This is a genomic window from Paenibacillus glucanolyticus NBRC 15330 (assembly GCF_004000885.1).
GTDB classification, from domain to species: Bacteria; Bacillota; Bacilli; order Paenibacillales; family Paenibacillaceae; genus Paenibacillus_AQ; species Paenibacillus_AQ glucanolyticus.
Genome location: NZ_BIMC01000034.1, coordinates 1 through 24,691, shown reverse-complemented (window position 1 = coordinate 24,691; position 24,691 = coordinate 1). Strand labels below are relative to the sequence as shown.

The window sequence follows — 24,691 nt, the reverse complement described above, 5'->3', positions numbered from 1 at the left end:
TGAGAGTGTATGTAATTCAACCCTATGTTACTATAATTTCATCTAAAAGTAACTAGTTTGTCATAAATTATATTCCTCTTTTTCCAATAAATTATTAAAAAAAGCTGATACCCATAATAGGCATCAGCTTTATAATTGTTTCATTTTTGTAATAAGTCTGCGTCGGTTAATAGAGTAATGCTCTATTAATAAACGAATTAGCAGATATATAAACAGTCGCTGACCATGATTTACTCTTCGAAAAGATGCCAAGGTTCGTAACTCAGCAGTTTAAAACTTTTCCAGATACGAAACTTAGTTCGCTGCAGCTTGTTCCTTCAAAGCTTCCACTTTATCTACGCGCTCCCAAGGAAGATCCAGATCGGTTCGTCCAAAATGGCCGTAAGCAGCTGTTTGCTTGTAGATTGGACGGCGAAGATCGAGCATACGGATAATGCCAGCCGGACGCAGATCGAAGTTGCCCCGCACAAGCTCCACCAATTTCTCTTCACTTACTTTACCCGTACCGTAAGTATCAACACTAATCGAAACTGGATTTGCTACACCGATGGCGTAAGCCAATTGAATTTCACACTTGTCCGCCAGACCCGCTGCAACCAAGTTCTTAGCCACGTAGCGAGCCGCGTAAGCAGCGGAACGGTCTACTTTTGTAGGATCCTTGCCGGAGAATGCACCGCCGCCATGACGAGCGTAGCCGCCGTAGGTGTCGACGATGATTTTACGTCCTGTCAGACCGGCATCCCCTTGAGGACCACCGATAACAAAACGACCTGTAGGATTAATAAAATATTTCGTTTCTGCGTCCAGCAGCTCAGCTGGTACCACAGGAAGAATGACTTGTTCTTTGATGTCCTTCTGGATTTGTTCCAGAGTTGCTTCTTCAGCATGCTGAGTCGATACAACGATCGTATCTACACGCACTGGTTTATTGCCATCATACTCAACCGTCACCTGGGTTTTACCATCTGGACGCAGGTATTCCAGCGTACCGTCTTTACGAACCTCAGACAAACGACGAGCAATACGGTGGGACAATGCGATTGGAAGAGGCATCAGTTCTGGCGTTTCGTTGGTTGCAAAACCAAACATCAAGCCTTGGTCGCCAGCACCGATGTTCTCGGTCTCCTTGTCCACTTGGGAAGGATCACGATTCTCCAGTGCAGCGTTTACCCCCTGTGCAATATCAGCAGATTGCTCATTCAGCGATGTCAGCACCGCGCATGTATTGAAATCAAAACCGTATTTTGCACGGGTATACCCGATTTCCTTCACGGTATTGCGTACGATGGATGGAATATCCACGTATTCTGATTTAGTGCTAATTTCTCCAATGACCAAAACAAGACCCGTTGCCACGGAGACTTCACAAGCTACGCGTGCGTTGGGATCGTTAGCCAAAAAAGCATCGAGTACCGCATCGGAAATCTGGTCACAGATTTTATCCGGATGTCCTTCAGTTACGGACTCAGATGTAAATAAACGTCGCCCTGTTAAAGACATGAGATCAACCTCCCATATGAATAGTATATGATATATCAAGAGGTCCTACACAAAAAATGAACCTTTTCCTATCGGAAAAGGTTTGAAATGTACAATCCTCAACATGCATATTAACTTATTTGTTACCAGGTGTCAATCCAGTTAGTGAGCTGATTCTCAAGGATTTTCTTGGTTTTTCATATCGAAGTTATTCAAGAATAAGTTCTTACCGAAATTATGAAAAACCTACAGTCTTCCCAGAATGCTTTGCTCGGCGTTCTGAACCAAACGCTTGGTAATTTCCCCACCAACAGATCCGTTCTCACGGGATGTCAAATGCCCCCATCCAGCACGGCGACTAGAGGATCCTCCTCCGATGGCTCCAAGTTCTGAACCAAATTCCGTATCCGCTCCATTTGAGCCGCCGCCGTAACCAACATGCAATCCAAACTCAGCTGCGATCTCATATTTCATCTGTTTCAGCATTTCACGGCATTCGGGTACCACTTGACGATTTCTACTACTTCGTGCCATGTTCAAACACCTCCTGTAATGGTATTTACAGAAGTTATTATTTGTCGAGATTACAGCCTTCACACGTATAAAACGTTGTCACTAATGGCAATAATTATGAGTAGATAGTCGGGTGATCATCTTCATACCACTGGTAAGATAAAGCTGTATTATCATGTGTCAAGCGCCCCTTTTAGGATCACTATTTAATGGTGTAACCACCACGTACCATGACAATCAGATTGCTGGTCTGTCCTTCTTTCACCTGAATGCCTCGGCCTTCACGTGGAAACGAGAGCAGATGATTCTTAGGCGCAGCTTGTCCATTCAACAGATCCTTACCGTCCGTAAGGTCTGCAACGCCACTGGAGACTTCAGTATAAATCACAGCATTACCTGAACGCACAATAAATTCTGTTCCAGCATCGGCAATCAAGATCTTACCAGGTTTCAGAGCAACGTTCTTGACTTCATCAGCACCTTGCGATGGTTGAGTTGGATTTGTGGGATTGGTATTCCCTCCACTACCGCCATTCAGCGCTTGTTGGATTTGTTGGTCTACGTAGCTTTTGGTGACGACCGGGTCGTCAGTGGTGCCAGGGGTTGTGCCTGCGCCGTCGGCGGGGGTGTTGAGGATGGAGTTAACACAAAAAGCAACACCTAAAACAGCAGTTATAGCTATTATTTTAGACTTTTTCATTGTACCTCCATAAACCAATTTTTATAAAGAAAAAAGCAAGGGGCTATAAAAGCACCCTTGCTCCATCTAAGGTATTACTTATTTCGCTGTGCGAATAGCTTCAAATGCTTTAACAGTGTTACCAGCTACGTCTTGAACGTATTTAGCATCTTCGCGAATACCGATTGTGTAAAGTCCTGCACCATCCGTTACAGTAGTGTCAGTAATTACAACTTTAAGAGTATCAGCATCAACTTTTACGATTTCAAAGAACGCTTTTTGGTTAGCTGTATCAGATTTAACTGGAATGTTAGCTGTAGCACCAGTCAAACGTGTTACAACAAAGTCTTGAGCAAGCAGATCTTCATTGATGTTAGCTTTCAAAGCTTCAGTGAAGTCAATGTTTACTTCGTAAGTAGAACCTGTAGCTGTTCCTACTGGGAATGTAGTTTGACCATCTGCAAGTTTCACTTCTGGAGCAACTTTGTCATTCAGAGTATAGGTTGAGTCACCTACTGTTACAGGAGAACCTACTTGACCCAGCTTAATAGTGCTTTGTGCAACCGTGCGGAAGTCTGCTTCGTTAAATACAACTGTCAGACCTGTAGTTGTGTAAATTGGGTTAACCAATTCAACAGTGATGATGTTAGAGTTGTTTGCAGTTACATTAGCAACACTAATTTCAGTACCACCAACATAAGCTTTAACGTCTCCAGTTTGACCTACGAAACGCTCAACCGCTTGGTCTACCTTCACTTCTACTTTTTTATTGGAAACGAGAGCACCTGTGTGTCCGTCACCATAAGTTTTGGAAGCATTAAGTTTGTTGTAGTCACCTACAAGGATATCACCAGTCGTAAAGTTCTCCAGGTAGTTTCCTTCAAGATCTTTCACACCTTGAACACGAATTGCAGTCCAAAGAGCAGAAGTTACATCACGACCATTGATTTGTACTGGCAAATCAATAACTACACCTTTACCATTTTCGATCACAGAGATAACTGCGTTACTAGGAAGCGCAATTGCCTTACCATCGAAAGTGATGGAATAGTTAGCAGGGTTAGTCAAGGAAGCTACATCCATTGCTTCGTTAAAGTAGATCACTGCACGACGAGCTTCATTGTCAATTTTGAAGGAAGCTCCTGCAAATTCAGGTGCACCTGTGTCACCTACATTGAATGTAGTTGTGTAATCGAGAAGCACGTTCCCAAGAACAGTGTTATCTCTAATACCTTTAACTTCCAGAGAGTTAGTTCCTTGTGGCAATGCCGAGAAGAAATTCACTTCCAGAACATTGTTAGTACCGGACTTAAGATTAGCACCGGAAACTGGACGCACTTTACCATCTTTGTCCTTAACTGTGATCAATTTCGTCCAGGATTGCTTGTCAGCAATACCTTTGCTGAATGTAATCAACAATTGTTTGGAATCAGTTTGGTTAACACGAGCATCAACAACTTGTGGGCGCTCGGTGTCAACAGTCGCAGTAATTTGCTTGGAAGTTTCAGTGATTACGTTACCGGAGTAATCCTTCACACCTTCAACAAAAATGTTGGTAGCATAAGTAGGAAGTGCATTCGCGGCACTGAAGTATACTTCATATTTGTTCGCTGCAATTCTTACAACACTGTCCGGCTTAATTTTGGAAGCTCCACGCAGGTGATAAATGTTTTCTTTAACAACAGTATCGCTGTCAACATCTTCACTGAAAGTCAGCGTCAATTTCTCAAGCGTTCCAACAGCTTCAGCAATTGTTGGAGCTGTTTTATCCTCTGCTACTGTGAATTTGTGCTCGGATTTCAAAGACTTGAAGTTATTGAAATCTGTAACACCCTCGACAGTCAGCGTATGCTCACCTACTGGCAAGTCGGATTTAATGATCAATTCACGGCCGTTATACTGACTGCTGCCGTAGAAGCCTTTGCCATCCAGCAAGAAGCTAGCAGTATAAGTTTGTTGTACTGGCTCACTAAATACAATTTTCACCGCTTTAGTTCCAAGACCTGTTACACTTACCACTTCTGGAAGTGCTACGTCAACCGGAGCAAATTCAAAGTTGGAAACAGAGATCACTTTAGTTCCAGCTTTAATACCAGAAACGTTCAAGCTGTATTTTTGTTGGTTGTTCAGCTTAGTTTTAACAGTCAAGGTAACTGCATTTTTAGCATCATTCAGAACTGCAGATTCTACATCAACACTGCCGCTAAGTTTGTAGTTATCTTTGATTTCAGCAGTTGTTTTATCAACCTCACCATCAAAAGTAACTACAACTTCTTTCAGGTTGTTTGCTGCTACGCTTTGAACTTTAGAAGCATCAGTAACAACCCATTTTACAGTTTCTTTGTAATCGTAGTTGTTGTGCTTGAATTCTACAGTAGTATCCGTGTTAGGAACCAGTGCTTTTTCAAGGTTCACTTTAACAACTTCACTGTTAGCGAGCGTAAACTCAACAGTGCGTCCGTTGTCGGATACTTTGTAAGAAACTACAGCTGGTTTTTGTTGAGCCAAGTAGATGGAGTAAGCAACGTCAACCAGTTGGGAACGGGAAGCGTTAGCTTTAGGGTTAGCTTTAGCATCTACCAAACCAGAGTTGATTGCTGCTTGAACATAACCTTTAGCCCAGTCAGAAGCGTTGTTGTTAGTTTCTGTTGGGATTTCAAGTTTTTGAGCAAGAACGAGAACTTTCGCCATTTCTTGAACGGTGATTTTACCGTTGAAGTCGAAGATCATTTTCGTTGTGTTTTTACCTTCCATCAGACCAGCAGCGTAAACTGCTTCTACATAAGGAGCTGGCCATTTGTCAGCTTTGTAGTTTTTGTCTTTGAAAGATGCTTTACCTTCGATTGGCTCAAGACCCATGATACCAACCAAGACTTTAGCAAACTCAGCGCGAGTCATGTCTTTGTCCAGACCAGCAGTTCCGTCTGGGTAACCAGTGAAGATCCCTTTTTCTTTCAGTACATCAAATTTCTGTTGTGTGTTAAGCGCATCGTCACCGAATGCAACAGAAGCAAACATGGAGAATGCCATTGCTGTAGACAGTGCTACGGATAAAATTTTCTTCATAACCTTTTTTTCTCCTCCTTGAATCATCACTTGATTATTTTCTTTAATTTGGTAGCTCTTATCACTCATTTGTCCTGCACCTCCTTTCTCGAGTTGAGCATAAATCATAAATGATGTCTGTGACGATATCACAGAATCTTGTTAACGAATGAACACTACATACTAGAATAGATTCCTAATCCTACCTAGGTATTATACAACGAGTCCCCAACACCGTAAAGAACATTTTTCTAATTAATAGACAAGTTTCTTGTTTCGGATAATCTTGGTTACCTCGTTGGGCTCTACATTATAAACGTTTGAATTTCCAAAAAGTTGCGGCTGTTGCAAAGTTTTTTTAAAAATATTTTTCGAAGTTCCATCACTTCATATAACAATTGTCCATTTACATATAACGACAACAAAAAAAGACGCCCTCTGGGCGCCTTTGTAGAATACTAGCGAATCTTCATAGCAAGCTGGATGATTCGTGCTCGCATTTCCGGGTTACTATGCAATGTACTGTACATCATGTCAATTTCGGATTTATTCGTACGATATGTCTTATCATGTTTAATTGTAGTGTGTGACCATTGGATCAACGCATTCTCAGCCGCTGTCATTTCGTTAAATGAATCATGAAAGCCTGTCTCAACAACGAGTCCCTCCATGACTTCCTGAGTTATCTCATCATGAGCGGCACGAGCCAGCTCAATTTTCTTCTCCATCACTTTGGCTTTTTCCTCGAACTTGGTCTTCGCCTTCATGTAGTCGAGCTGCGCTTTTGATAATATCGGCTTCATAAATTCATCTTCACCCTCTAAAAATAGTATGTGCTCCCGCTATTGTAGCGTATTCTACATGAAATTACAAAACAATAGATATTGGTAAACGTTTTCGTGTACCCTAACAGCACCCATAAGATCTTGTTATTTATGTTATAAATACCCTTTTCTCACGGATGCTACACAAATATAAACGAGAGCACTGCCATCAGAAATTGGGCGGGTGCTCTCGTTCCTTTTGTCATGCAGTTCTACTTATTAATATAACTTACAGCATTTTGAGCTTGCTCATCATGCGTTTTACGACGGTTGCCGTATCTGCACGATTCAGCACAGCATCCGGGTTAAAGTTGTACGTTGGCTTTTTCTCGCCCTCTTTCAAACTGTTGGCGATACCCGTCAGAATACCGGCCTTGTTCACGGCAAGAATGGCTGGATAGGAGTAATTCGACTTGATATTGCCAACATCTTCGAACTCCTTCTGAAGTGCCGCTTTATCTTTCTCGATTTCGCCCATCTTCAGGTTCAATGCACGTGCGATGATGTTCGCCGCCTCTTCCCGAGTCAGTTCCATATTCGGAGCAAAACTTCGTGGGGCGATGCCGCGAATGATTCCTTTTCTGGCCGCTGTCTCGATATAACGGTAATCCCACTGCATGCTGTTAACTACACTTTCCTGATAAATATCATCGAAGGTTAACTTGTTCTTATCCGTGTCGTAATCCAACGGGATATCCAGCAGCTTCACTACAATGGTAGCAAACTCACCGCGGGTCATCGGATCATACACGCCAAACGCATCTTGCTTGGACGCCTTCATGTATCCTCTGGCCAACATCAACTCAATATCGTTGCGGGCCGTTTTGTGCGAGATCGCATCGGAATAGCTGTAACGCAAGGATTTAACTGCATAATAACCAAAGCCTTTGAAAGGTGCCGTGATTGTTTTTTTCTTGGCATCTACTTTTCCGCCAATGTTAATCCAAGTGCCCTGGGAAGGGTTATACCACCAGATTCCCAGGTTGCTGGATGCCGAGTTTACCAGCGCGGAATCGTATTTCAAGGTAATCGTACCTTTTTGGGACAGCTCCATCCAGTTCTGCGGAATCAGGCGTTGATGGAACTCGTGCCCTTTCGCATATGGATGAGTTGCCACTTTTACATTAAAGTCTTCCACGTTGCTGCTGTAAGCATTAAGTGAACCTGCATCCAGCCAGTAAAGCGGGGAAGCATATCCGAAATGCGCAGCTGGCGTGAAACGGAATGCATTGTTGTTATCCCCTGGGATCAATGCCAGGCGTCCGTCCATTTCAACACCGTTCTCGATTTCTCCGATTCGGTTATAGGCCTTAATGGTCCGTCCATCAATCTGATTCGCGATACCGAACAGGATGTCGTGTTCACCAAGAAGGTTGATGGTCGGTACTTCTGCATTCGGACTTGATTTTGCCTGCTGAAGCACGGTGCCTTTAGGTAAAGAGAGCGATACGCCGCCTTTAAATACCGATACTTTGCCCGATTTTGAAATATTCGTTTTAAACTGGGAACCCTCTGTTGCATCATCTGTGTAAGTTACAACAAACTGTCCATTGGTCTTTTTGGTGCCTTGTTCAATCGTGAACTTAATCGTGTTTTTGCCGTTTTTCAGGTTCTTGACCTCAAGACGGAAGATGTCGCTGGTCTCGGATTTCACCATTGGCGTCTTGCCGATCAGAATCGAGTCGGCTCCCTCTGCCTTGATGCTCACCTCTACAAAGTTCTGTTTCAACACGCCTTCGTTAGGAAGCTTAGGAGACAGCACTTGGTAAGGAGCACGCTCACGTGTAATTTCGATGGTATCCGTAGTCGTGACGGATTGATAACGCGAACCGATGCTAATCGCCTGCAGTCCAACCTCTGGAAGAGCAAGCTCTTTAAATACAACGCGGGCAGAGCTGGAGTTAGCTCCGTTGACAATCGAATAGTACAGACTGTGATCCGCTTGGTTGATAGCGTCCAATTGAGTCTTCAGTGCCCCACCTGAAAGAGTCCATGTGCCAACATTATTTTTCGTGAATACTGCAAAAATGGTTGGTGTTGGATGACTGAGGTTGACCGTAATTTCGTCGGTGTATTCAACTTCAAAGCGAAGACCCAGGGCCTTCTCATATGTGTTATAAGCATTTTCAGCCGTTTCTCTGAACAATCCATCTGGATCGGATTCCGTTGCGGAGCCAACCGGGAATGGAATCATGTTTTTGATTACCGAACGGGTATCGCTAAAATAAAGCAGGGTCAGCTTCGTCGAAATTTTCCCGCTCTTGTCAGCGACAACCAACGTATTCGGACCTGGAATCAGCTGCAGGAATGTCGTATCCGTGAAACTGAACTCACCATTTCCGCTCACCGGCAAATCGCGCGTGTTACCATTCAAGGAAATGGTAAGTCCTGCTGTACCCGTGTAGTTGACAATACGTCCTGTGACTTGATTAAAATCTGAACTGTTCTTAAACACCTGATTGTTATACAAGTTAAAAATATCGATATATGTGGAAGACAGGAACGTTACCGGAATCACCTTGGTATCGGAGACGCCCGATCCATTGCTGGCCTTGATGATCAGATTTTGCTGACCTGTAGGCAGGTTTGTGATCTTGAAGACCGTGTTACCGTTGTAGGTGAATTTCTGGGCAATCGTCCCGCCGCCCTTGCTGGATTCAATCTCAACGTTACCTGCGTTCACTTGGTCCACCATTAAATAAATAGGCAGTTCGTTTAAGACTGTATCGTTACCACTCGGGAAAATGGATTGGGAAGTAGCTGATACCGCACCGCCACTCTCCGTTACGCCATATAGCTGGTACACCTGCTTGATTGTAGGTGCGTTAACATCCCGATAAGTAAAGGTATTCTGCACGTCAAACCCTGAATTAGTGTCCTTAATGTAAACAATATACTCCCCGCTCTGCGTAATATTCACCGAGCCAGTGGTTGTAAAAGGGTACATCAAGGTACTACCCAGTACGGTCGCTGCACCTACAGGTGCCGGCGAGTTCATGATTGGCACCGCGGATCCTAGTGGAGCTACGGTGACATCCAGAGTTGGGGCAACAACAGGCGTACCAGCCGGAGGGGCATCCACGATAACATAACCGGAGATAACGCCGTTGACATTACCGGTTACAACCGCCTGCCCATCGATATTTGTGCTGCCGATCTTCAGTTGATTGACCGTCAAGGAGCCTGTCGGATGATAAACGATCTGTCTGTTGATGGTCTGGGATTTCGATTCGGAGTTCACAACGATCACCAAATCGTTAACACCCTTCTTCAATGGGAGCCCTGCGGAGTAATACGTGTCCCCGCCGCCGGCATACATAGCCATACCGTTAACGGTCACGCCCTTCGAACCGTTGGTTGCTTTGACCGAGATACTAACAGTCTGCGTGGTCACCACAACCGGTTTGGAGGCGTTCTCTTCCAACACGCGTCCATCGCTGAGCGCTACTTCATACACAGCAGGTACATCGGAGAACTTCACATAAGCCGTGGCACTCATCTGCTGGCCTTGCGTGCTCATACCGGACACGATGATTTTGTTCACGCCTTGATTCAACTGCACATTCAGAAACTCGAACGTATTCGCTGCTTCGTTCAGGATCGGCTTTACGCCGGTACCGCCCGTAGTTGTGTCATCAAAACGTTTGATCTCATACTGAATGGTATTCGGATTAATGCCGTTGTAGGTACCTGAAACCGAAATAGAGCTCCGGTTCTCCGGCGTTGGTGAATTCGGATCTGTGCTTAAATTAGAAAAGTGAAAATACAAAGCTCCATTAGCAGCTGAAGCCGGTAAAGCCGGAATTAGGGAAAAGAACATAGCTACAGCCAGTAACAGGCTTGCTATAGTACGGAAATTTTTCTTCAACGGTCGTGCCTCCTTGATCATTCGGACGTTGGAGTCCGTTTTGGTTGTTGCGTCGTTCACTGGGTCCCCTCACTTTCACTGACAGATTGGTTCTAGCGCATAGTTCATATATCGGAAGCGCAGGTCCTATTATTTAGCAAAACATACAAAAAAGCCTCACCTTTTTAGGTGAGGCAGACTTGTCTTATTCGGACGCAATATGAAAAAGAATAAGTTCTACTTGGTGCGACTCTCGGTATTAGCCTTCATCCGCATTCGGTTAATCAGGCCAAGAATCGGCCGCTTGGTTTTGCCGACCAAGCCGATAACCTCAGCACCGATCTGCATGAAACACATCATGACGCAGATGACAACAAAGGTCACCCAGTTCGCTTCATACATAGCGGCAGAGGATTGAATGACAGCCAGCACACCGAAAAATGCAGCAATCACATAAATGATCAGCACCGTCTGGCGGTGACTGAATCCAAGCTCGCGCAGGCAGTGATGGAGATGTCCCTTATCTGGCGCAAAGATCGGCTTCTTCTGAATCTTGCGGCGAATGATAGCAAAAAATGTATCAGACAACGGTACGCCGATGATTATCAGCGGTGTAATGAAGGACACAATCGCAATCTGCTTAAAGCCGAGCAAAGAAAGCATGGCCAAACTGAATCCGAGGAACAGCGAGCCCGTATCCCCCATAAAAATCTTGGCAGGATGGAAGTTAAAGAACAGGAACCCGATAATGCTGCCAAGCAGCAGCAGGCAGAGCAAGGCTACGGTTGTATTGCCCATCAGAATAGCCATGACCAGGATTGTGCTGATCGCAATACCTGATACGCCGGCAGCTAAACCGTCGAGACCGTCAATCAGATTAATCGCATTGGTTACACCGACAATCCAGAAGATGGTCAATGGAATCGACACCCAGCTCTCCAGCATGGAGTACCGATCCTGAAATGGTATATTTACAAAGTCCACAGTAATGTTAAATCCGAATACAACTACACAAGCAGCTGCAATCTGAGCCAAAAGTTTAACCTTGGCAGAGAGTTCAAATCGATCATCCAAGGCTCCGATCAACACGATCATGGAACCGCCGATCAGAAATGCCTTCATAAAGTTGGCATCACGAGCCGACAAGCTGTCTGGCAAAAAAGGAAGAACTGCAATCAGTCCAAGAATAAAAGCCAGATAAATGCCGAGTCCCCCGAGTCGGGGCATGATCCGCGTATGAACCTTGCGGGCATTAGGAACGTCAACTGCACCAACCTTAACAGCAAACTTCTTCACAAGCGGCGTTAAGAGCAGGGCGAGCGCGAGCGATACGATAAACCCGATGATGTATATCATTAACATGTAATCATTCGACCCCCAATATTGTCTACCGGTTGAATTATACTCCCTTCGGGTCCGAAAACCAATGCCAATTTCCGGTGATATCCCGGATTTTCCCCACAGAAATGAGCCATTTAGCCCGTTTTCGTTACATTTTCTTTCTCGCGCAGCACTTTCACTACGAATTTCGGCAGCGCAAGCATTCTTTTATAGCGGGTAGGCTCCTTCAGAAGGCGATAAAACCATTCGAGACGCAGCTTTTGGAACACTTTTGGTGCCCGTTTCAGTTTACCGGAGATAATATCAAAGGATCCCCCGACTCCCATAATCACAGGGACATGAAGCGCTTGTTTATGCTGGGCAATCCAAGGTTCCTGGTTGTCCGCACCGCGAGCCACAAACAAAACATCCGGAGAAGCTGCACGAATTTCCTCGATCACGGCAGAATCCTCATCAGGTCCAAAAAAACCGTCCCGGTGGCCGCATATAATCGCAGCCGGATATTGCATTTGTAACCGCTCGGCAGCTTCCTGAATCACTTCGGCGGTTGTACCCAGCAGATAGAACTTCCATCTATAGGTTTCCCCGACCTTCAATAATTCATGTAAAAGTTCGAAGCCGGTTACGCGTTCCTCAATCGGCTCGCCACCCACACCAGCAGCCCAGACGATACCCGTTCCGTCCGGAACGATCATTTCCGCAGTGCGCATCATCTGTTTGTAATCCGGATTATTTACGGCCGTCATCACCATAATCGGATTTGCCGTAATGACATGGTGGGGCTGCCTCGATTGCACAGCCTCGGTCAAGTATTTTACCGTATCCTTCATATTCAGTTTAGAAAAAGGTACTTCGAACACCGATACGGTAGGAAATGGATAGGTCTGTTTCATGTTTATCATCCTCTATGGCGTAAATATTGGGCAATGTGACGCGCAGGTTTAGCCGCCTCCTGTTTCAAAACAGCAATCTGCTCACCGTGCTCCGCTCTCCATGCCAGTGCACCGTCCAACAACTGCAGCATCTGGTCCTTCAACACATCTCCATCAAGCGACTCACTGGTTCCGACAGGCTCGCTGCCAAGCCGCTTCAAAAAGTGATTAATCTTCGGATCGTAGGAAATGCCGAGCAGCGGCACACTCTGATTCGCTGCATAGATCAGGCTGTGCAGTCGCATGCCCAATATCAAATCACAATGACTGACCTCACGCAGCATGTCCTGCGGCTGCTTCTCATCATGGTAGAAACTGATCATAGAGCCATTCCGGGAGATATCACCAATCTGGCTAACAATAAACTGCGAAGCCTCTAGGTCATCCGGCTGATGAAAAGGAAGAAAACGAAGGTGTACGGGGCGCTGTTCGGCTAATGCCTTTAAACCTTCCCCAATAGCCTTCAGTTCTTTTCGCTCCGGATTCCAGTATCTAACCGAAATGCCGATGACCGGCAGAGCATCTCCCGTTTCATGACTTGTTGATGATGACTGTGATGGCATTTCTTCACCGGAGTACTCGTGCACTTGTTGCGATCGTACTCCTTCACCGGTACTCTGGTGTATTTCTTGCGTTGATACCCCTTCACTAGAATCCTTGTGTATTTCAATAGAAGAAACAGAAGCAACGTCAGCTCTTTCCGACGACAATGGTGTATTCGCAGTCTCTTCAGTTGAGGAAACAATACCCTGTCTGATCCCATCATTAGTGTCAACATGGACTCTAGGTTCTGTCTTATCATGATGATCTTCAGCAAAAGCCTCATCTGTATGCAGCTCTTGCTTGCCTGCATCCATCTCACGCAACGACCTGTGATGTACTGCATTATTGTCGATGCAAGCATTTTCGCCTTCTGGCAGCGGCAAGCCCATAACCGGATCCGGTACGACGTGAATCGCTTCAGCTGATATTCCCATGGACTGAAGCAGCTCGCCCGACTGGATGTCACGCACGGAGATGTAAGTGCATTTGCGGAAGATGGAACGGATCATGGGATAAAAGAGTTTACGATTCACCGGGCCTACGCCCTGAGCATAAATAAATGTAGGTTTGCCGAGCCATTGAGCAATCTTAAGAACGCCCAGATAATAAGGAATCGTCTTTGGACTGGTTGCATCCTGCAGCAGACTTCCTCCACCGCTGATCAAGCCGTCACTGGCCTTGATCGCTTGACGAACCTCTCCAAGTTTCATCCGATGCACGGACTTTACGCCGTAGGCAGCGGATGTCCATTCCGGGTCGATGGAGAGTACAATGGGGTTGATCTCAACCCCCGCTGCCTGTCCTTCCTGTTCCAAAGCGGTCAGAATCGATTTCAGCACCGCTTCATCACCGCTATTTTTAAATCCGTAATATCCGGAAATGACTATCGTCTTAGAAGTGGAGACCATCGTTTCCAGATCCTTTCTGCCACTTGCCATACCAATATTGCGATCAATCCGATAATCAGACCAAGTCCAAGACCCAGCAGGACCCGAATAGCTGAAATATAGAGTGGCGTGTGAATATGCGTGAATGTTCCGACCATCGACAGCTGCCCCATCACACCGATAATGAGCAGATAGACAGCATGGCGATACTTAAATGACAGGAATACGCCAAGCACCATCATTGGATGGGCCAGCAAGAACTCCTTGTTACGAGGGCGTACGCCGAATATATTCTCCAGGAAAGATCGGAATGCCATCTCGATGGATGAAACGGAGCCTGAATTACCTGTACGGGTGAGATAATACCAACCGACGATCGCCACAATGCCGGCTGCAATGACCCAAGTCAGCGTAATCGGAGACTTTAGCAGCTTCAAGATCGAGTGGTACGTAGATCCGCCGCGGTACAGAATCACGTAAACGGCAATGAGCGCAATCGGTGCCGCGGCAAGCAAATTGACACCACGGAACTGCTCCAGAACAAGCATATACGTTACATTGTTTAATAGAGCTACAACGATCGGTACGGCTGCAAGCGACAGAATAGAGGTCTTCACCAGCAATACGATGGAATGTGTCACTCTTCTGCCAGGAGTCATGTCCGGTATGGTTTGCTGCGTTTCATTGACTTTTCGAATAGCTAGAATAACAGCTACCGTCGGAGCACTGATGGCGGCAAATAAAGCAAGCGCCTGCTCTAGCAATGATGCATTAAGAACATACAATCCTGCACTGCCCACCAGGCCGATCAGGAAGGCTGCGATGGTAAGGAACGGAATGAAGTAGGACACCATCAGTGAGATCAAAGCCACGGCTCCGACAACAGCTCCAAGCTTAAAGTATCGCTGCAAGGACGAGTCGGTCACTTGGAACGGCTCTGCAGGACCCATCGTGAACCCATTGTCCTCCATCTGTTTGATGGCTTGACCCGATCCGGTCAAACTGTCAATCAGATTATCGAGCGGATGGGTGACGGATGCTTTGGTCATATCCCGGCTCGGCTCGGCATTCAAATAAAACATCCGGATGTTACGGTCTTTGGACGCTAAAGCAAAGCGGTCCCCAATAACCTCCGGTTCGAGATTAGCATCCCGCTCACTAAGGGAATAAATACGGGTTACATTGTAATCCGTTAAATAAGCCAGTTTCGTGAACCCTTTTTGCGGACGTTTAATGTTCTCAATGGTCACCAGGCCGATATCATATTGGTTCAATAGCTGTGCAAAGGAATCCAGACTCTTCTCTTCCGCATTATCATTGAAACCTTTGGCGGATTCGCCTTCAAACAGAATCCGTTTCACACCGTTTTCCGCGAAATAAGCCATCAGGTTCTCCATATAGGCCTCATCATATGGAAGACTGTCAGACAGACGCGGCACAATGTTAAAGCCCTTGTCCCGAAGCATGCCAATGGTAATCGGATCTGGAGACAACGGCTTAATGACCGCATTGGAGCGTGGGGTTTCCAGAACTAGGCCATCCACTGCACGGTCGAACTGCCACGGTCTTACCGGAATATCGAGTCTCGTAAAGGTTTCCTCAATAATCGGTTTAATTAAAGCTGCGCTCTCCTCGTTCAGAAAAGCAACATACGTAAAATTCTCGTTCGGAGAAATCGTCGTGCCTGTCAGATCAGCAACCTGCTGCCCGTCATAAACCGAAATCCGCCGCGATTTTGCCAGCTCGTCCAGCGTGCTTTCATACAGTGCCATACTGATCACGCCGGCGTCTTTCAGGCGATCCAGCTGCTCGGAGACAAAATCCTGCGGCTTAGACTGATACGCCGCGACATCCAACAAATCCCGATAATCGAACACCAACTCAACGTTGTTTGATGTCGACTCTGTTTGCAGTCGGTCATAACCTACAGGCAGGGCCGCTGCAACGCCAAGAACAACCAGAATCCACAGCCACTTGCGGGCTGCCGTGTTCCAGCGTTTCCATTTCTGAACCACGAAAGTACCTCCTCATCGAACCTATAGGAATTTACGATGGAGGGCAACAGCCCTTAGGCCTTGCAGCAACCATCGTAAATCCCCTTCGTTCTCTTCTCTCATTAAAATGTATCTATGGTTAAGCGTCTACCCGGGCCATGACATGATCCGAGAGCGATTGAATTTTGGCCTTGGCATCGGCGAGGGATTCACCTCGCACGGCAAAATACACTTTGATCTTGGGCTCGGTGCCTGAAGGTCTCAAGCAGAACCAAGAACCGTCCTCAAGCAAATATTTTAACACGTTTTCCTTCGGCAGCCCGTCCAGGCCCTCCGCATAATCAAGCACTTGCTTGACCAGTACGCCCCCGACTTCCTCCGGTGCATGATTGCGCCAATCGGACATCTTCGCTTGAATCTGCGCAACGCCGTCTTTGCCTTTCAGCGTACGGGACTCCAGTGATTCGAGGAAATAACCGAACTGCTCATACAGCCCCTGCAGCACATCGTATAAGGTTTTGCCTTGACCTTTGTAGTATGCCGCAGCTTCGCATATCAGCATCGAAGCGAGTACAGCATCCTTATCGCGTGCATAATTGCCTGCCAGATATCCGTAGCTCTCCTCATAACCAAACAAATACGTATGACTCCCGGACTCTTCGAATTGGGTCATTTTCTCCCCAATGTATTTAAAGCCCGTCAATGTATTCAGCACGGCTGCACCATAATGCTCGGCAATTGCCGCTCCCATCTCACTGGTAACAATGGTCTTGATAACAGCTCCATTGTTTGGCAGCTTCCCTGCTTCCTTCAATTGACCCAGCAAATAATGAATCATAATGGCACCGGATTGATTACCAGTCAGCACAACATATTCGCCCTGGCTGTTCTTCACAACAGCCCCCATGCGATCTGCATCCGGGTCTGTCCCGATCAGAATGTCAGCCCCCACTTCCTCGCCAAGCTTCATTGCGAGTGTGAACGCCTCCCGCTCCTCCGGGTTCGGTGACTTTACGGTGGAGAAATTGGCATCCGGCTTAGCTTGCTCCGGAACGACATGGATATGCTTGAAGCCGATGTTTCGAAGCACGCGTTCGACGGGGGCTTGCCCCGTTCCATGCAGTGGGGTAAAAACAATCTTGAAATCCTCGCCAAGCTTGGACGCGATAAGCTCCCGGTTCACACTGACATTTGTCACCGTATCGGCAAAAGCCTGATCCTCCGCTTCGCCAAGCCATACCAGCAGACCCTGAGCCTCGGCATCAGCCTGTGACAGCCTCATCACGGCCGAAAAAGAATCCACTTCCTGAATTCGGGTAATCACGTTCTCAGCTTCGCTTGGTACCAACTGACCGCCCTCGCGGTTGTATACCTTATAACCGTTATACTCCGGCGGATTATGGCTGGCCGTAATGACAATTCCTCCGGTAGCACCCAGATGGCGCACACTGAAGGATAATTGCGGTGTAGAGCGCAAGGAAGGATACAGCTTCGCTACAATTCCGTTGCCGGCCAGTACCAAAGCCGCCTCCAATGCAAACTCAGGCGAAAAATGGCGGGAATCATGGGCGATAACAACAGACGGCTTCCCATCTGCAGCCCCGTGCGCCTCCAGAATATAGCGTGCAAAGCCTTGTGTAGCCCGACCTACCGTATATTTATTAATCCGGTTGCTGCCTGCGCCGATGACACCGCGCAAACCGCCCGTTCCAAATTCCAGATCACGATAAAACCGTTCCTCCAGCTCCTTCGCATCGTGCTCAAGTGAACGAAGCTCCTGCTTGGTCTCCTCATCAACATAAGGATCATTCAACCAACGCTGTACCGTATCGATTGTTCTCTGACTCATCTCTGACATGAAAAAAAGGCTCCCTTCCTCATCCAAACAAGAATAGTCTGAAGATTACTCCTTATCCGCGAGAGCAAACATAATCTCTCCCCCGGCAACTACACGCCCATCAACCGTTGCGGTCGCTTTCCCCTTACCGATCATGCCCTTCAGGCGGGTAATCTCGACTTCCAGTCGCAGCGTATCGCCCGGCACCACTTGTCCGCGAAAGCGGAACCCGTCAATACCCGCCAAAAAGCCAAGCTTGCCCCGATTGCTCTCCACGTTGAGAATCGCTACAGCGCCCACTTGCGCCAAAGCCTCTACAATCAGCACGCCTGGCATAACCGCATATTCAGGGAAATGTCCGACAAAAAAAGGCTCGTTGATCGTGACGTTCTTGATGCCGACCGCACGTTTGCCATCCTCAATCTCCACGATCTTATCGACCAGCAAAAATGGGGGACGATGCGGAATAATCTCTTGAATCTGTTTGATGTTCAACATAGTATTAAAATCCTCCTTATGTACGTACCCGCCAAGCATAGTGTTTGAAAAGGGCAGTCTGTTCCATATGCTTCCGTTATGCCATATACGTATAGCTGCGGGCAGTGTTGTTGATGTTCTATCATGCTTCATCTTTGAGGTTAGCTACATGAATTTCAAATCATATGCATAAAAAGAAGGATCTGCGGTAAAAATGATGGATATCCTTCACCACTGCAGAAGTGAAGGTTTCAGATAAGGGGCTTTCTCCTTTCGGACATTCGTGTTCAAGGAGAGGGCCCTTTTGATATACATCCGTCCATCGTCATGAAATGACAAAGTTAATACGCAAGTCCCATCCCATTATACCGTTTAACCCCAAAAAAAGAAAACTCCCCTAGAGGGAGTTCGGCATCGCGGTACAATTCAATTGTTAACTCGCCCTGACATTCCGTCATGGCGCAAATATCAAATCAAAAACATGCTTCCACGTGCTCCATTCAAACACTTCACTGAACTCCTGATGCCCAAGCACAACATAACCGAAGACCATTCCTCCGAATAATGCCAATATAAGCAATACAGGAATCATGATGCGGACGGCTAGTTTCCATCCGGAAGTTTTGGAGCGCTTCTTGGCTTTTGATTCACTCATGATGCCCACCTACCCTCGCATTGTGTTGGCAAGGTTCATCATGGTATCGCTGGAACTTAGCGCACGTGCCATGAGCTGGTAGGCTCGCTGAACTTCCATCATCTTGGTCATTTCATCGGTCAGATTGACGTTGGATTGCTCAACAAAACCGGAAAGCACCGAAGATTTCGGAGGCTCGCCCGGAGCAGGAGGTGTTAAATCAAACACATCTCCTTCCGTCAAGCCTTCCCCAACGACAAACAAATTATCGCCCACAGCAACCAAGCCTTCCGGACGCTCGAGCTCAACCACCTTCAAGGTAGCCACAATCGAGCGGACGCCTGCGAAGGTCTCCAATATAATCTGACCTTTCTCATTCACGGCAACTTTCCCTTTGGACGGGAACGAAATGGGATTATTGTTCACGTCGAGCACAGGGTAGCCCTGCGAATTGGCCAGCAGCAAGTTGTTAGGGTTACGGGCATCCGGGGTTACATGAAATCCGCCTTCGCGGGTGTATCCAATTGCGCCATCTCCCTGAACCGCAAACATGGCTTGTCCATCAATCATCAGATCGAAGGGATTCCCCGTTTCCTTCATAGCTCCCTGCTCCATGTTCTGCACAACGGAAGATAGTCTCATGCCATACCCGAGAGTATAGCCTAGCGGTGTCGAACGGCCCGTCCGGTCAAAATCCTTATGATGACCCTGAACCTGAGTCAGCACATCATCAAAGGAGGCTTCCTTTTTTTTGTAACCAGCCGTGTTGACGTTTGCCATATTGTCCGCAATGACATCCAGTCTCTGCTGGAGAGCATTCATCGACACCATAGCGCTAATCATCGAGTTGTTCATCACTTACCTCCCGTGGGCTCACATATTCATACGGCAGCACGCTGCTGCCTGCCAACCTGTAGACACTGCTTATACTCGGCCAATCTCATTGACCGCCTTCTCCAGCGTCCTGTCATAATATTGAACGATTTTCTGATTCGTTTCATACGCGCGCAGCGCAGCGGTCAATTCCACCATCGATTGCGTCGGATCCACGTTGGACCCTTCAATAAATCCCTGACGAACCACTCCGTTATCGGCCGGTGTCATGAACCGCACTTCCCCGTCCGGATCGGACATGCGGAACACGCCATTCCCTTCGCGAATCAGCCCATGAGGCTGGCTTACAATACTGACTCCCAGGATGATGCCTGTCCCGTTGCCAGCGGCGTCCATGATTTCTCCTTGCTCATTCACTGTAAAGTCAGACGCCGAGCCTGTCAATATAATCGGTCTGTTATTGTTATCCAGAACCTGATAGCCACTCTCGCTGAGCAGGTTACCTTCCGGGCTCACCCGAAAGCTCCCGTTACGGGTATACCGGGTATCCCCATTCTCGTCCTGAACCGTGAAAAAACCTTCGGGTCTATAGATAACCTCGCCGTTCTCATCGACATATCTGCCGGAAGCATCGAACGGATAATCCTGACCCGTTGCCGGATTCTGAACGGTAAAGGAGGATACCAGCGCGAAGTCTGTGTTCTTGCCGGTTTCCCGAAGCGCGCCTTCGGTATAAAGCGAGATGCTCTCCTCCGCATACACGCCGGTATTAAACTTACCCAGCTTCCGGCCTGCGTTCGACGAATCGTTGCCCCCAATCATGGAGACAAGCACTTCAGGAAACGAACGCTGCACGCTGTTTGTTGCCTTGTAGCCTGCTGTGTTGACGTTGGCGATGTTCTGCGTCACCGTATTATGTCGCTGCTCCTGGGTCATCATCCCCGAAGCTGCTGTATATAGACCTCTTAACAATGAAGGCACTTCCCTTCCATTAACGAATCATAACAACCTTAGTCGATATAACGATCGCTACGATGACAGATTGTACTTCCAATCGCTGTTGTTTTTGGATTTCTTGTAACTATGTTGGATAGGGTTGAAATCCAAAAACAAAGGCGACCGCTTCGCTTCTCCATTACAATTCCGCCCTCTCCGCTGTTGTCAACGCGGGCGTATTTCGAAGCAGATCGCTAATCTCATCGTGGTGATTATACCGATTCATTCCATGCTCATGTTGTTCCTATCATCTATATCGGAAGGTTAGAACTTTTTCTTAACGACCTTGTCCAAATTATCGAGCATAATTCCCGTTCCTTTTACCACACAGTGCATCGGATCCTCTGCAACGAGTACCGGAACCCGAAGCTCGTCCGTCAACAACTCGTCCAATCCATGAAGAAGTGCACCGCCGCCCGTTAAAATAACGCCCCGATCGATGATGTCCGCCGACAGCTCTGGCGGTGTCCGCTCCAACACGGATTTCGCCGCGAGTACAATCGCTGAAACCGGGTCCCACAAGGCTTCTTGTACTTCGGCCGAAGAAACCGTTACGGTAAACGGCAGACCGGATACCATATCGCGTCCGCGAATATCCATCTCAGCTTGTCTACCCCCAGGACGAACCGTGCCGATCGCCACCTTCAGATCCTCTGCCGTCCGTTCACCGATCAGCAATTTATATTTATGCTTCACGTACTTCGTGATCGCTTCGTCGAACTTGTCCCCTGCCATCTTAATCGAAGAAGCGGTGACTACATCGCCCATGGACAGGACGGCCACATCCGTGGTGCCGCCCCCGATGTCCACAACCATGTTACCGCTTGGCTGGAAAATATCCATCCCTGCGCCAATTGCCGCTGCCTTCGGTTCTTCTTCCAGGAACACATCTCTTGCGCCGCTGCGCTCAGCCGCTTCCCGGATCGCCTTCTGCTCCACCGAAGTAATGTTGGTGGGAGCACAGATGAGGATTCGGGGCCGGCTGTGCCAACTGCGCGCGCCCACGCGATCAATAAAGTACTTCAGCATCGCTTCTGTAATTTCGAAGTCGGCGATGACCCCGTCCCTCAGCGGGCGGATCGCCGTAATGTTGCCGGGAGTGCGCCCGACCATGCGCCGTGCTTCCTCACCGACGGCAAGGACTCGCTTGGTGTCGGTCTCAATAGTGACAACGGAAGGTTCGTCTAACACTACCCCCTTCCCCTTAACGTGAATGAGCACGTTCGCCGTTCCGAGATCGATTCCAATATCCTTGCTCAACATCATGAAAAGCCCCCAAAGTGTTATTTTATGGTAAGGGTCACTGTTCGCTGCGCCAATGCATCAATCGACAAAATCCAGCAATTCATGATGATCTTCGGCAAAACAGGTCCCATATTTCGATCCTATACCAGCTTTTAACATATCATACTTTAGGGGAGGGATTCAACGCCAATCTAGTGACCTAAGCCCTAAATATCAGGATTTGGCCGTGGCCACCGGTTCACGATTGCTGCCGGTTTTTTTGTACTTGATCTTGGTAGCTTCCCCGCCTCTCAGATGGCGGATGGATTTGTGATATTCGAGAATGTGCTTCACCTGATCCGCCAGGTCCGGGTTGATCTCCGGCAGACGTTCGGTTAAGTCCTTATGCACCGTGCTTTTCGACACGCCAAATTCTTTGGCTATGGTTCGAACCGTATGCCTCGTTTCCACGATACAGCGTCCGATCTTAATGGTCCGCTCCTTGATGTAATCGTGCACGCTCCCGCCTCCCTACTGTGTGGATAGTTTGGTACATTATATGAGGGGCATGACGGGATATTCGCGGTTTCACGGGCTGACAAGCTTACTTGGACTCATTTATTTTCTGGACATGCTGGTCATGGACAAGTATGAAACGTCCATAATACAAGGCGCGGCAAGGGTTGGACTTGCCTTCGAAACCCTAAACAAAAAAAAGACAGGATCTCAAGATCCTGCCCTCTTCAAGTGCGCGGTGGGCGCATTGTACGAAGAAATGAAATTATTTTTGCGGAAGCACACTCACAGGGTTGACCAGTTTCCCGCCCTCATACACTTCGAAGTGCACGTGGTTGCCGAGATCCTTCTCAAACTCACTGCGTCCGGCAGTTGCGATGGAATCGCCCTGCTTCACTTCAGCGCCTTCCTTAACTCTCACTTCGTTCAAGCTTTGGTAAACCGTCTTCGTATCACCGGAGGTAATCTCCACTACGTTTCCGTTAAGCGGATGATTCTCAACGCGAGTCACTTTTCCTGTAAGCGCGGCTCTGACTTCAAACATCGTGTCATCTGCAGTGGCCAGGTCGATTCCCAGGTTCGGCGTGAAGGTGTCATTATATTGAACCATCGCCTCCTGATGCGTTTCCGGGTTCGTTTCGTCAAAATAAGGTTTGACAATGCTCACAGCTACGTCGTCGGCTACCGGCCAGATCATCGATTGTGCATTGGCGGTTACTTCTACTGCTTCTCCGTCTTTACCTTCTGTTGCAGGTTTCTCCGAACTCTGTACAGACTCCGAAACATTGGCTTCCCCTTGTGGCTTCAGCGTTTTTTGGCTGGCGTCCTGGTAGACCCACACGAGGGTTAGTATAATTGCCGCTGCTGCTAAGTATGCTGCCGGGAACACCCACCGTTTGGATAAAGCTTTCTTCCACGAAGATGACGGTACCGTCGAATCTCCTTGCACAGTTTTAGGAGCTTCTTCGTGGGGTTTACTATTTTTGTTTTGTTCATTCATTTGCAATCACCTCAGTAACCATTGTTACCGGGGTCAACTCTTTTATACGTAATCTCACTATTATTTTTTTGAAGAGAGAAGATTTGAAGTTTTGTCAAAAGAAATATTCGTATAGTAGTGCTTCAGAATCTCTTTCGCCTCATATCCCTCGCGGGCCATGCCCTCTGCTCCATACTGGCTCATGCCAACGCCATGGCCGTTGCCATAGGTGGTAATCTCTATCTCGCCATTTTTCATCACCAGGCTGAACTGACTTGATCGGAGGCCCAGCTTCTCTCTTACCTCGCGACCGGTAAATGTCTTGCCTCCCACCCGCACACTCTCAATCCGATGCCCCTGTGTATAGGAGAGTACTTTCAAAAAAGAAGAGGCGTTCCCGTCCCCGCCCGCCGATACCGGTACCGCACCGTCCGCCAGACCGAGCTTCCCTACGAATTCCGAGCGCGGCATCGTGACCGTCGTTTTATACTTGGGCGAGATTTGTTTATCCCATGGACTTTCCACACTGCGCAGATAAGGAATTTCATTCTTCCAATAATCCTCTGAATTTTCGGTATAGCCGTTGCTGGTAGAGAAAAAAGAAGCCGTGATCGGCTTGCCCTTGTATGTCATTACCAATCCCGCCGTTTCCTTTACCGCCTGCTGGAGCTTCCCCAGCTCGGCTCCCTTCCCCAGCCGCTGCCATTCCTCGGTCAACTCGTCATGGGCGATGTATGCCTGGTGACTGACCGTGTCGGTCACCATGGCCTTGCCGTCCGGCACGCCGCTGCGGTCGCCGGACGCCAGCCGCTGCACGATATAGGTCCGTGCCGCAATGGCCTGGGCCTTGAGTGCCTCCAGCTGGAACTCGGCCGGCATCTCGGCGGCCAGAACGCCGACGAGGTATTGTTCCAGCGGCAGTTCCTCCACGGTGTCCGTCTTGGTTAAATAGACGGACACCGTGGGCTCTTCCGCCGCCCCCGGCTCGGCGGAAGGCAGCGGGGCGGGCCCCGGCGGCAGCGGCTCCGGTGCGTTGTTGCCCGGGGCAACAACCAGCAGCGGCAGCGCCAGCGCCAAGGCCAGCAGCACGGCCACCGCCCAGATGGCGGG

The 24,691-nt window shown here is 47.9% G+C and carries 19 protein-coding genes; all 19 read right to left on the bottom strand.

Annotation, left to right across the window (positions count from 1 at the left end):
- Positions 1 to 294 precede the first annotated feature (294 nt).
- Entirely contained in the window at positions 295 to 1,500 is a 1,206-nt protein-coding gene (gene metK / locus PGL02S_RS27275) for a methionine adenosyltransferase (RefSeq protein ID WP_036639946.1), read from the bottom strand.
- 225 nt (positions 1,501 to 1,725) lie between these two features.
- Positions 1,726 to 2,013: an alpha/beta-type small acid-soluble spore protein gene (locus tag PGL02S_RS27270; RefSeq protein WP_036639948.1), complete on the bottom strand. Its 288-nt coding sequence runs from the start codon at positions 2,011 to 2,013 to the stop codon at positions 1,726 to 1,728.
- 181 nt (positions 2,014 to 2,194) lie between these two features.
- The gene (locus tag PGL02S_RS27265; protein ID WP_036639950.1) at positions 2,195 to 2,692 is read right to left on the bottom strand and encodes a hypothetical protein; all 498 of its coding nucleotides are present in this window, start codon (positions 2,690 to 2,692) and stop codon (positions 2,195 to 2,197) included.
- Positions 2,693 to 2,770: 78 nt separating this feature from the next.
- The gene (locus PGL02S_RS27260; RefSeq protein ID WP_063455966.1) at positions 2,771 to 5,806 is read right to left on the bottom strand and encodes an Ig-like domain-containing domain; all 3,036 of its coding nucleotides are present in this window, start codon (positions 5,804 to 5,806) and stop codon (positions 2,771 to 2,773) included.
- A 368-nt stretch (positions 5,807 to 6,174) separates the two neighbouring features.
- Positions 6,175 to 6,519 (bottom strand): hypothetical protein, encoded by a 345-nt coding sequence (locus PGL02S_RS27255; RefSeq protein ID WP_006213071.1) that lies wholly within the window; start codon positions 6,517 to 6,519, stop codon positions 6,175 to 6,177.
- Between the two features lie 250 nt (positions 6,520 to 6,769).
- A complete protein-coding gene (locus PGL02S_RS27250; RefSeq protein WP_036639952.1) occupies positions 6,770 to 10,408 on the bottom strand; it encodes an S-layer homology domain-containing protein in 3,639 nt (1,212 codons plus the stop codon).
- Between the two features lie 216 nt (positions 10,409 to 10,624).
- Entirely contained in the window at positions 10,625 to 11,749 is a 1,125-nt protein-coding gene (locus PGL02S_RS27245; RefSeq protein ID WP_006213073.1) for a glycosyltransferase family 4 protein, read from the bottom strand.
- Between the two features lie 113 nt (positions 11,750 to 11,862).
- Positions 11,863 to 12,621, bottom strand: coding sequence for a WecB/TagA/CpsF family glycosyltransferase (locus PGL02S_RS27240; RefSeq protein WP_036639955.1), 759 nt, complete (start codon positions 12,619 to 12,621; stop codon positions 11,863 to 11,865).
- A 5-nt stretch (positions 12,622 to 12,626) separates the two neighbouring features.
- Complete coding sequence (locus PGL02S_RS27235) at positions 12,627 to 14,111, bottom strand: polysaccharide pyruvyl transferase family protein (RefSeq protein WP_036639956.1); 1,485 nt, start codon at positions 14,109 to 14,111, stop codon at positions 12,627 to 12,629.
- The gene (locus PGL02S_RS27230) at positions 14,087 to 16,105 is read right to left on the bottom strand and encodes a DUF5693 family protein (protein WP_036639958.1); all 2,019 of its coding nucleotides are present in this window, start codon (positions 16,103 to 16,105) and stop codon (positions 14,087 to 14,089) included. The genes PGL02S_RS27235 and PGL02S_RS27230 overlap by 25 nt, the downstream gene beginning before the upstream one ends.
- A gap of 118 nt (positions 16,106 to 16,223) precedes the next feature.
- Complete coding sequence (locus tag PGL02S_RS27225; RefSeq protein ID WP_036639961.1) at positions 16,224 to 17,942, bottom strand: phospho-sugar mutase; 1,719 nt, start codon at positions 17,940 to 17,942, stop codon at positions 16,224 to 16,226.
- A 45-nt stretch (positions 17,943 to 17,987) separates the two neighbouring features.
- Positions 17,988 to 18,419 (bottom strand): 3-hydroxyacyl-ACP dehydratase FabZ, encoded by a 432-nt coding sequence (gene fabZ, locus PGL02S_RS27220; RefSeq protein WP_006213078.1) that lies wholly within the window; start codon positions 18,417 to 18,419, stop codon positions 17,988 to 17,990.
- 433 nt (positions 18,420 to 18,852) lie between these two features.
- Positions 18,853 to 19,053, bottom strand: a complete 201-nt coding sequence (locus PGL02S_RS27215) for a DNA-directed RNA polymerase subunit beta (RefSeq protein ID WP_036639963.1) — start codon at positions 19,051 to 19,053, stop codon at positions 18,853 to 18,855.
- A 9-nt stretch (positions 19,054 to 19,062) separates the two neighbouring features.
- Positions 19,063 to 19,887 carry a flagellar hook-basal body protein gene (locus PGL02S_RS27210; protein WP_006213080.1) on the bottom strand — a complete coding sequence of 275 codons (825 nt, stop codon included), beginning with the start codon at positions 19,885 to 19,887 and terminating at the stop codon, positions 19,063 to 19,065.
- A gap of 69 nt (positions 19,888 to 19,956) precedes the next feature.
- Entirely contained in the window at positions 19,957 to 20,838 is an 882-nt protein-coding gene (locus PGL02S_RS27205) for a flagellar hook-basal body protein (RefSeq protein WP_036639966.1), read from the bottom strand.
- Between the two features lie 288 nt (positions 20,839 to 21,126).
- Entirely contained in the window at positions 21,127 to 22,125 is a 999-nt protein-coding gene (gene mreB / locus PGL02S_RS27200; RefSeq protein ID WP_036640573.1) for a rod shape-determining protein, read from the bottom strand.
- Positions 22,126 to 22,320: 195 nt separating this feature from the next.
- Positions 22,321 to 22,605 carry a sporulation transcriptional regulator SpoIIID gene (spoIIID, locus tag PGL02S_RS27195; RefSeq protein WP_009594246.1) on the bottom strand — a complete coding sequence of 95 codons (285 nt, stop codon included), beginning with the start codon at positions 22,603 to 22,605 and terminating at the stop codon, positions 22,321 to 22,323.
- A gap of 262 nt (positions 22,606 to 22,867) precedes the next feature.
- Positions 22,868 to 23,602 (bottom strand): M23 family metallopeptidase, encoded by a 735-nt coding sequence (locus PGL02S_RS27190; RefSeq protein ID WP_036639973.1) that lies wholly within the window; start codon positions 23,600 to 23,602, stop codon positions 22,868 to 22,870.
- A gap of 60 nt (positions 23,603 to 23,662) precedes the next feature.
- Positions 23,663 to 24,670 carry a stage II sporulation protein D gene (gene spoIID, locus PGL02S_RS27185; protein WP_368601944.1) on the bottom strand — a complete coding sequence of 336 codons (1,008 nt, stop codon included), beginning with the start codon at positions 24,668 to 24,670 and terminating at the stop codon, positions 23,663 to 23,665.
- Between the last annotated feature and the right edge of the window lie 21 nt (positions 24,671 to 24,691).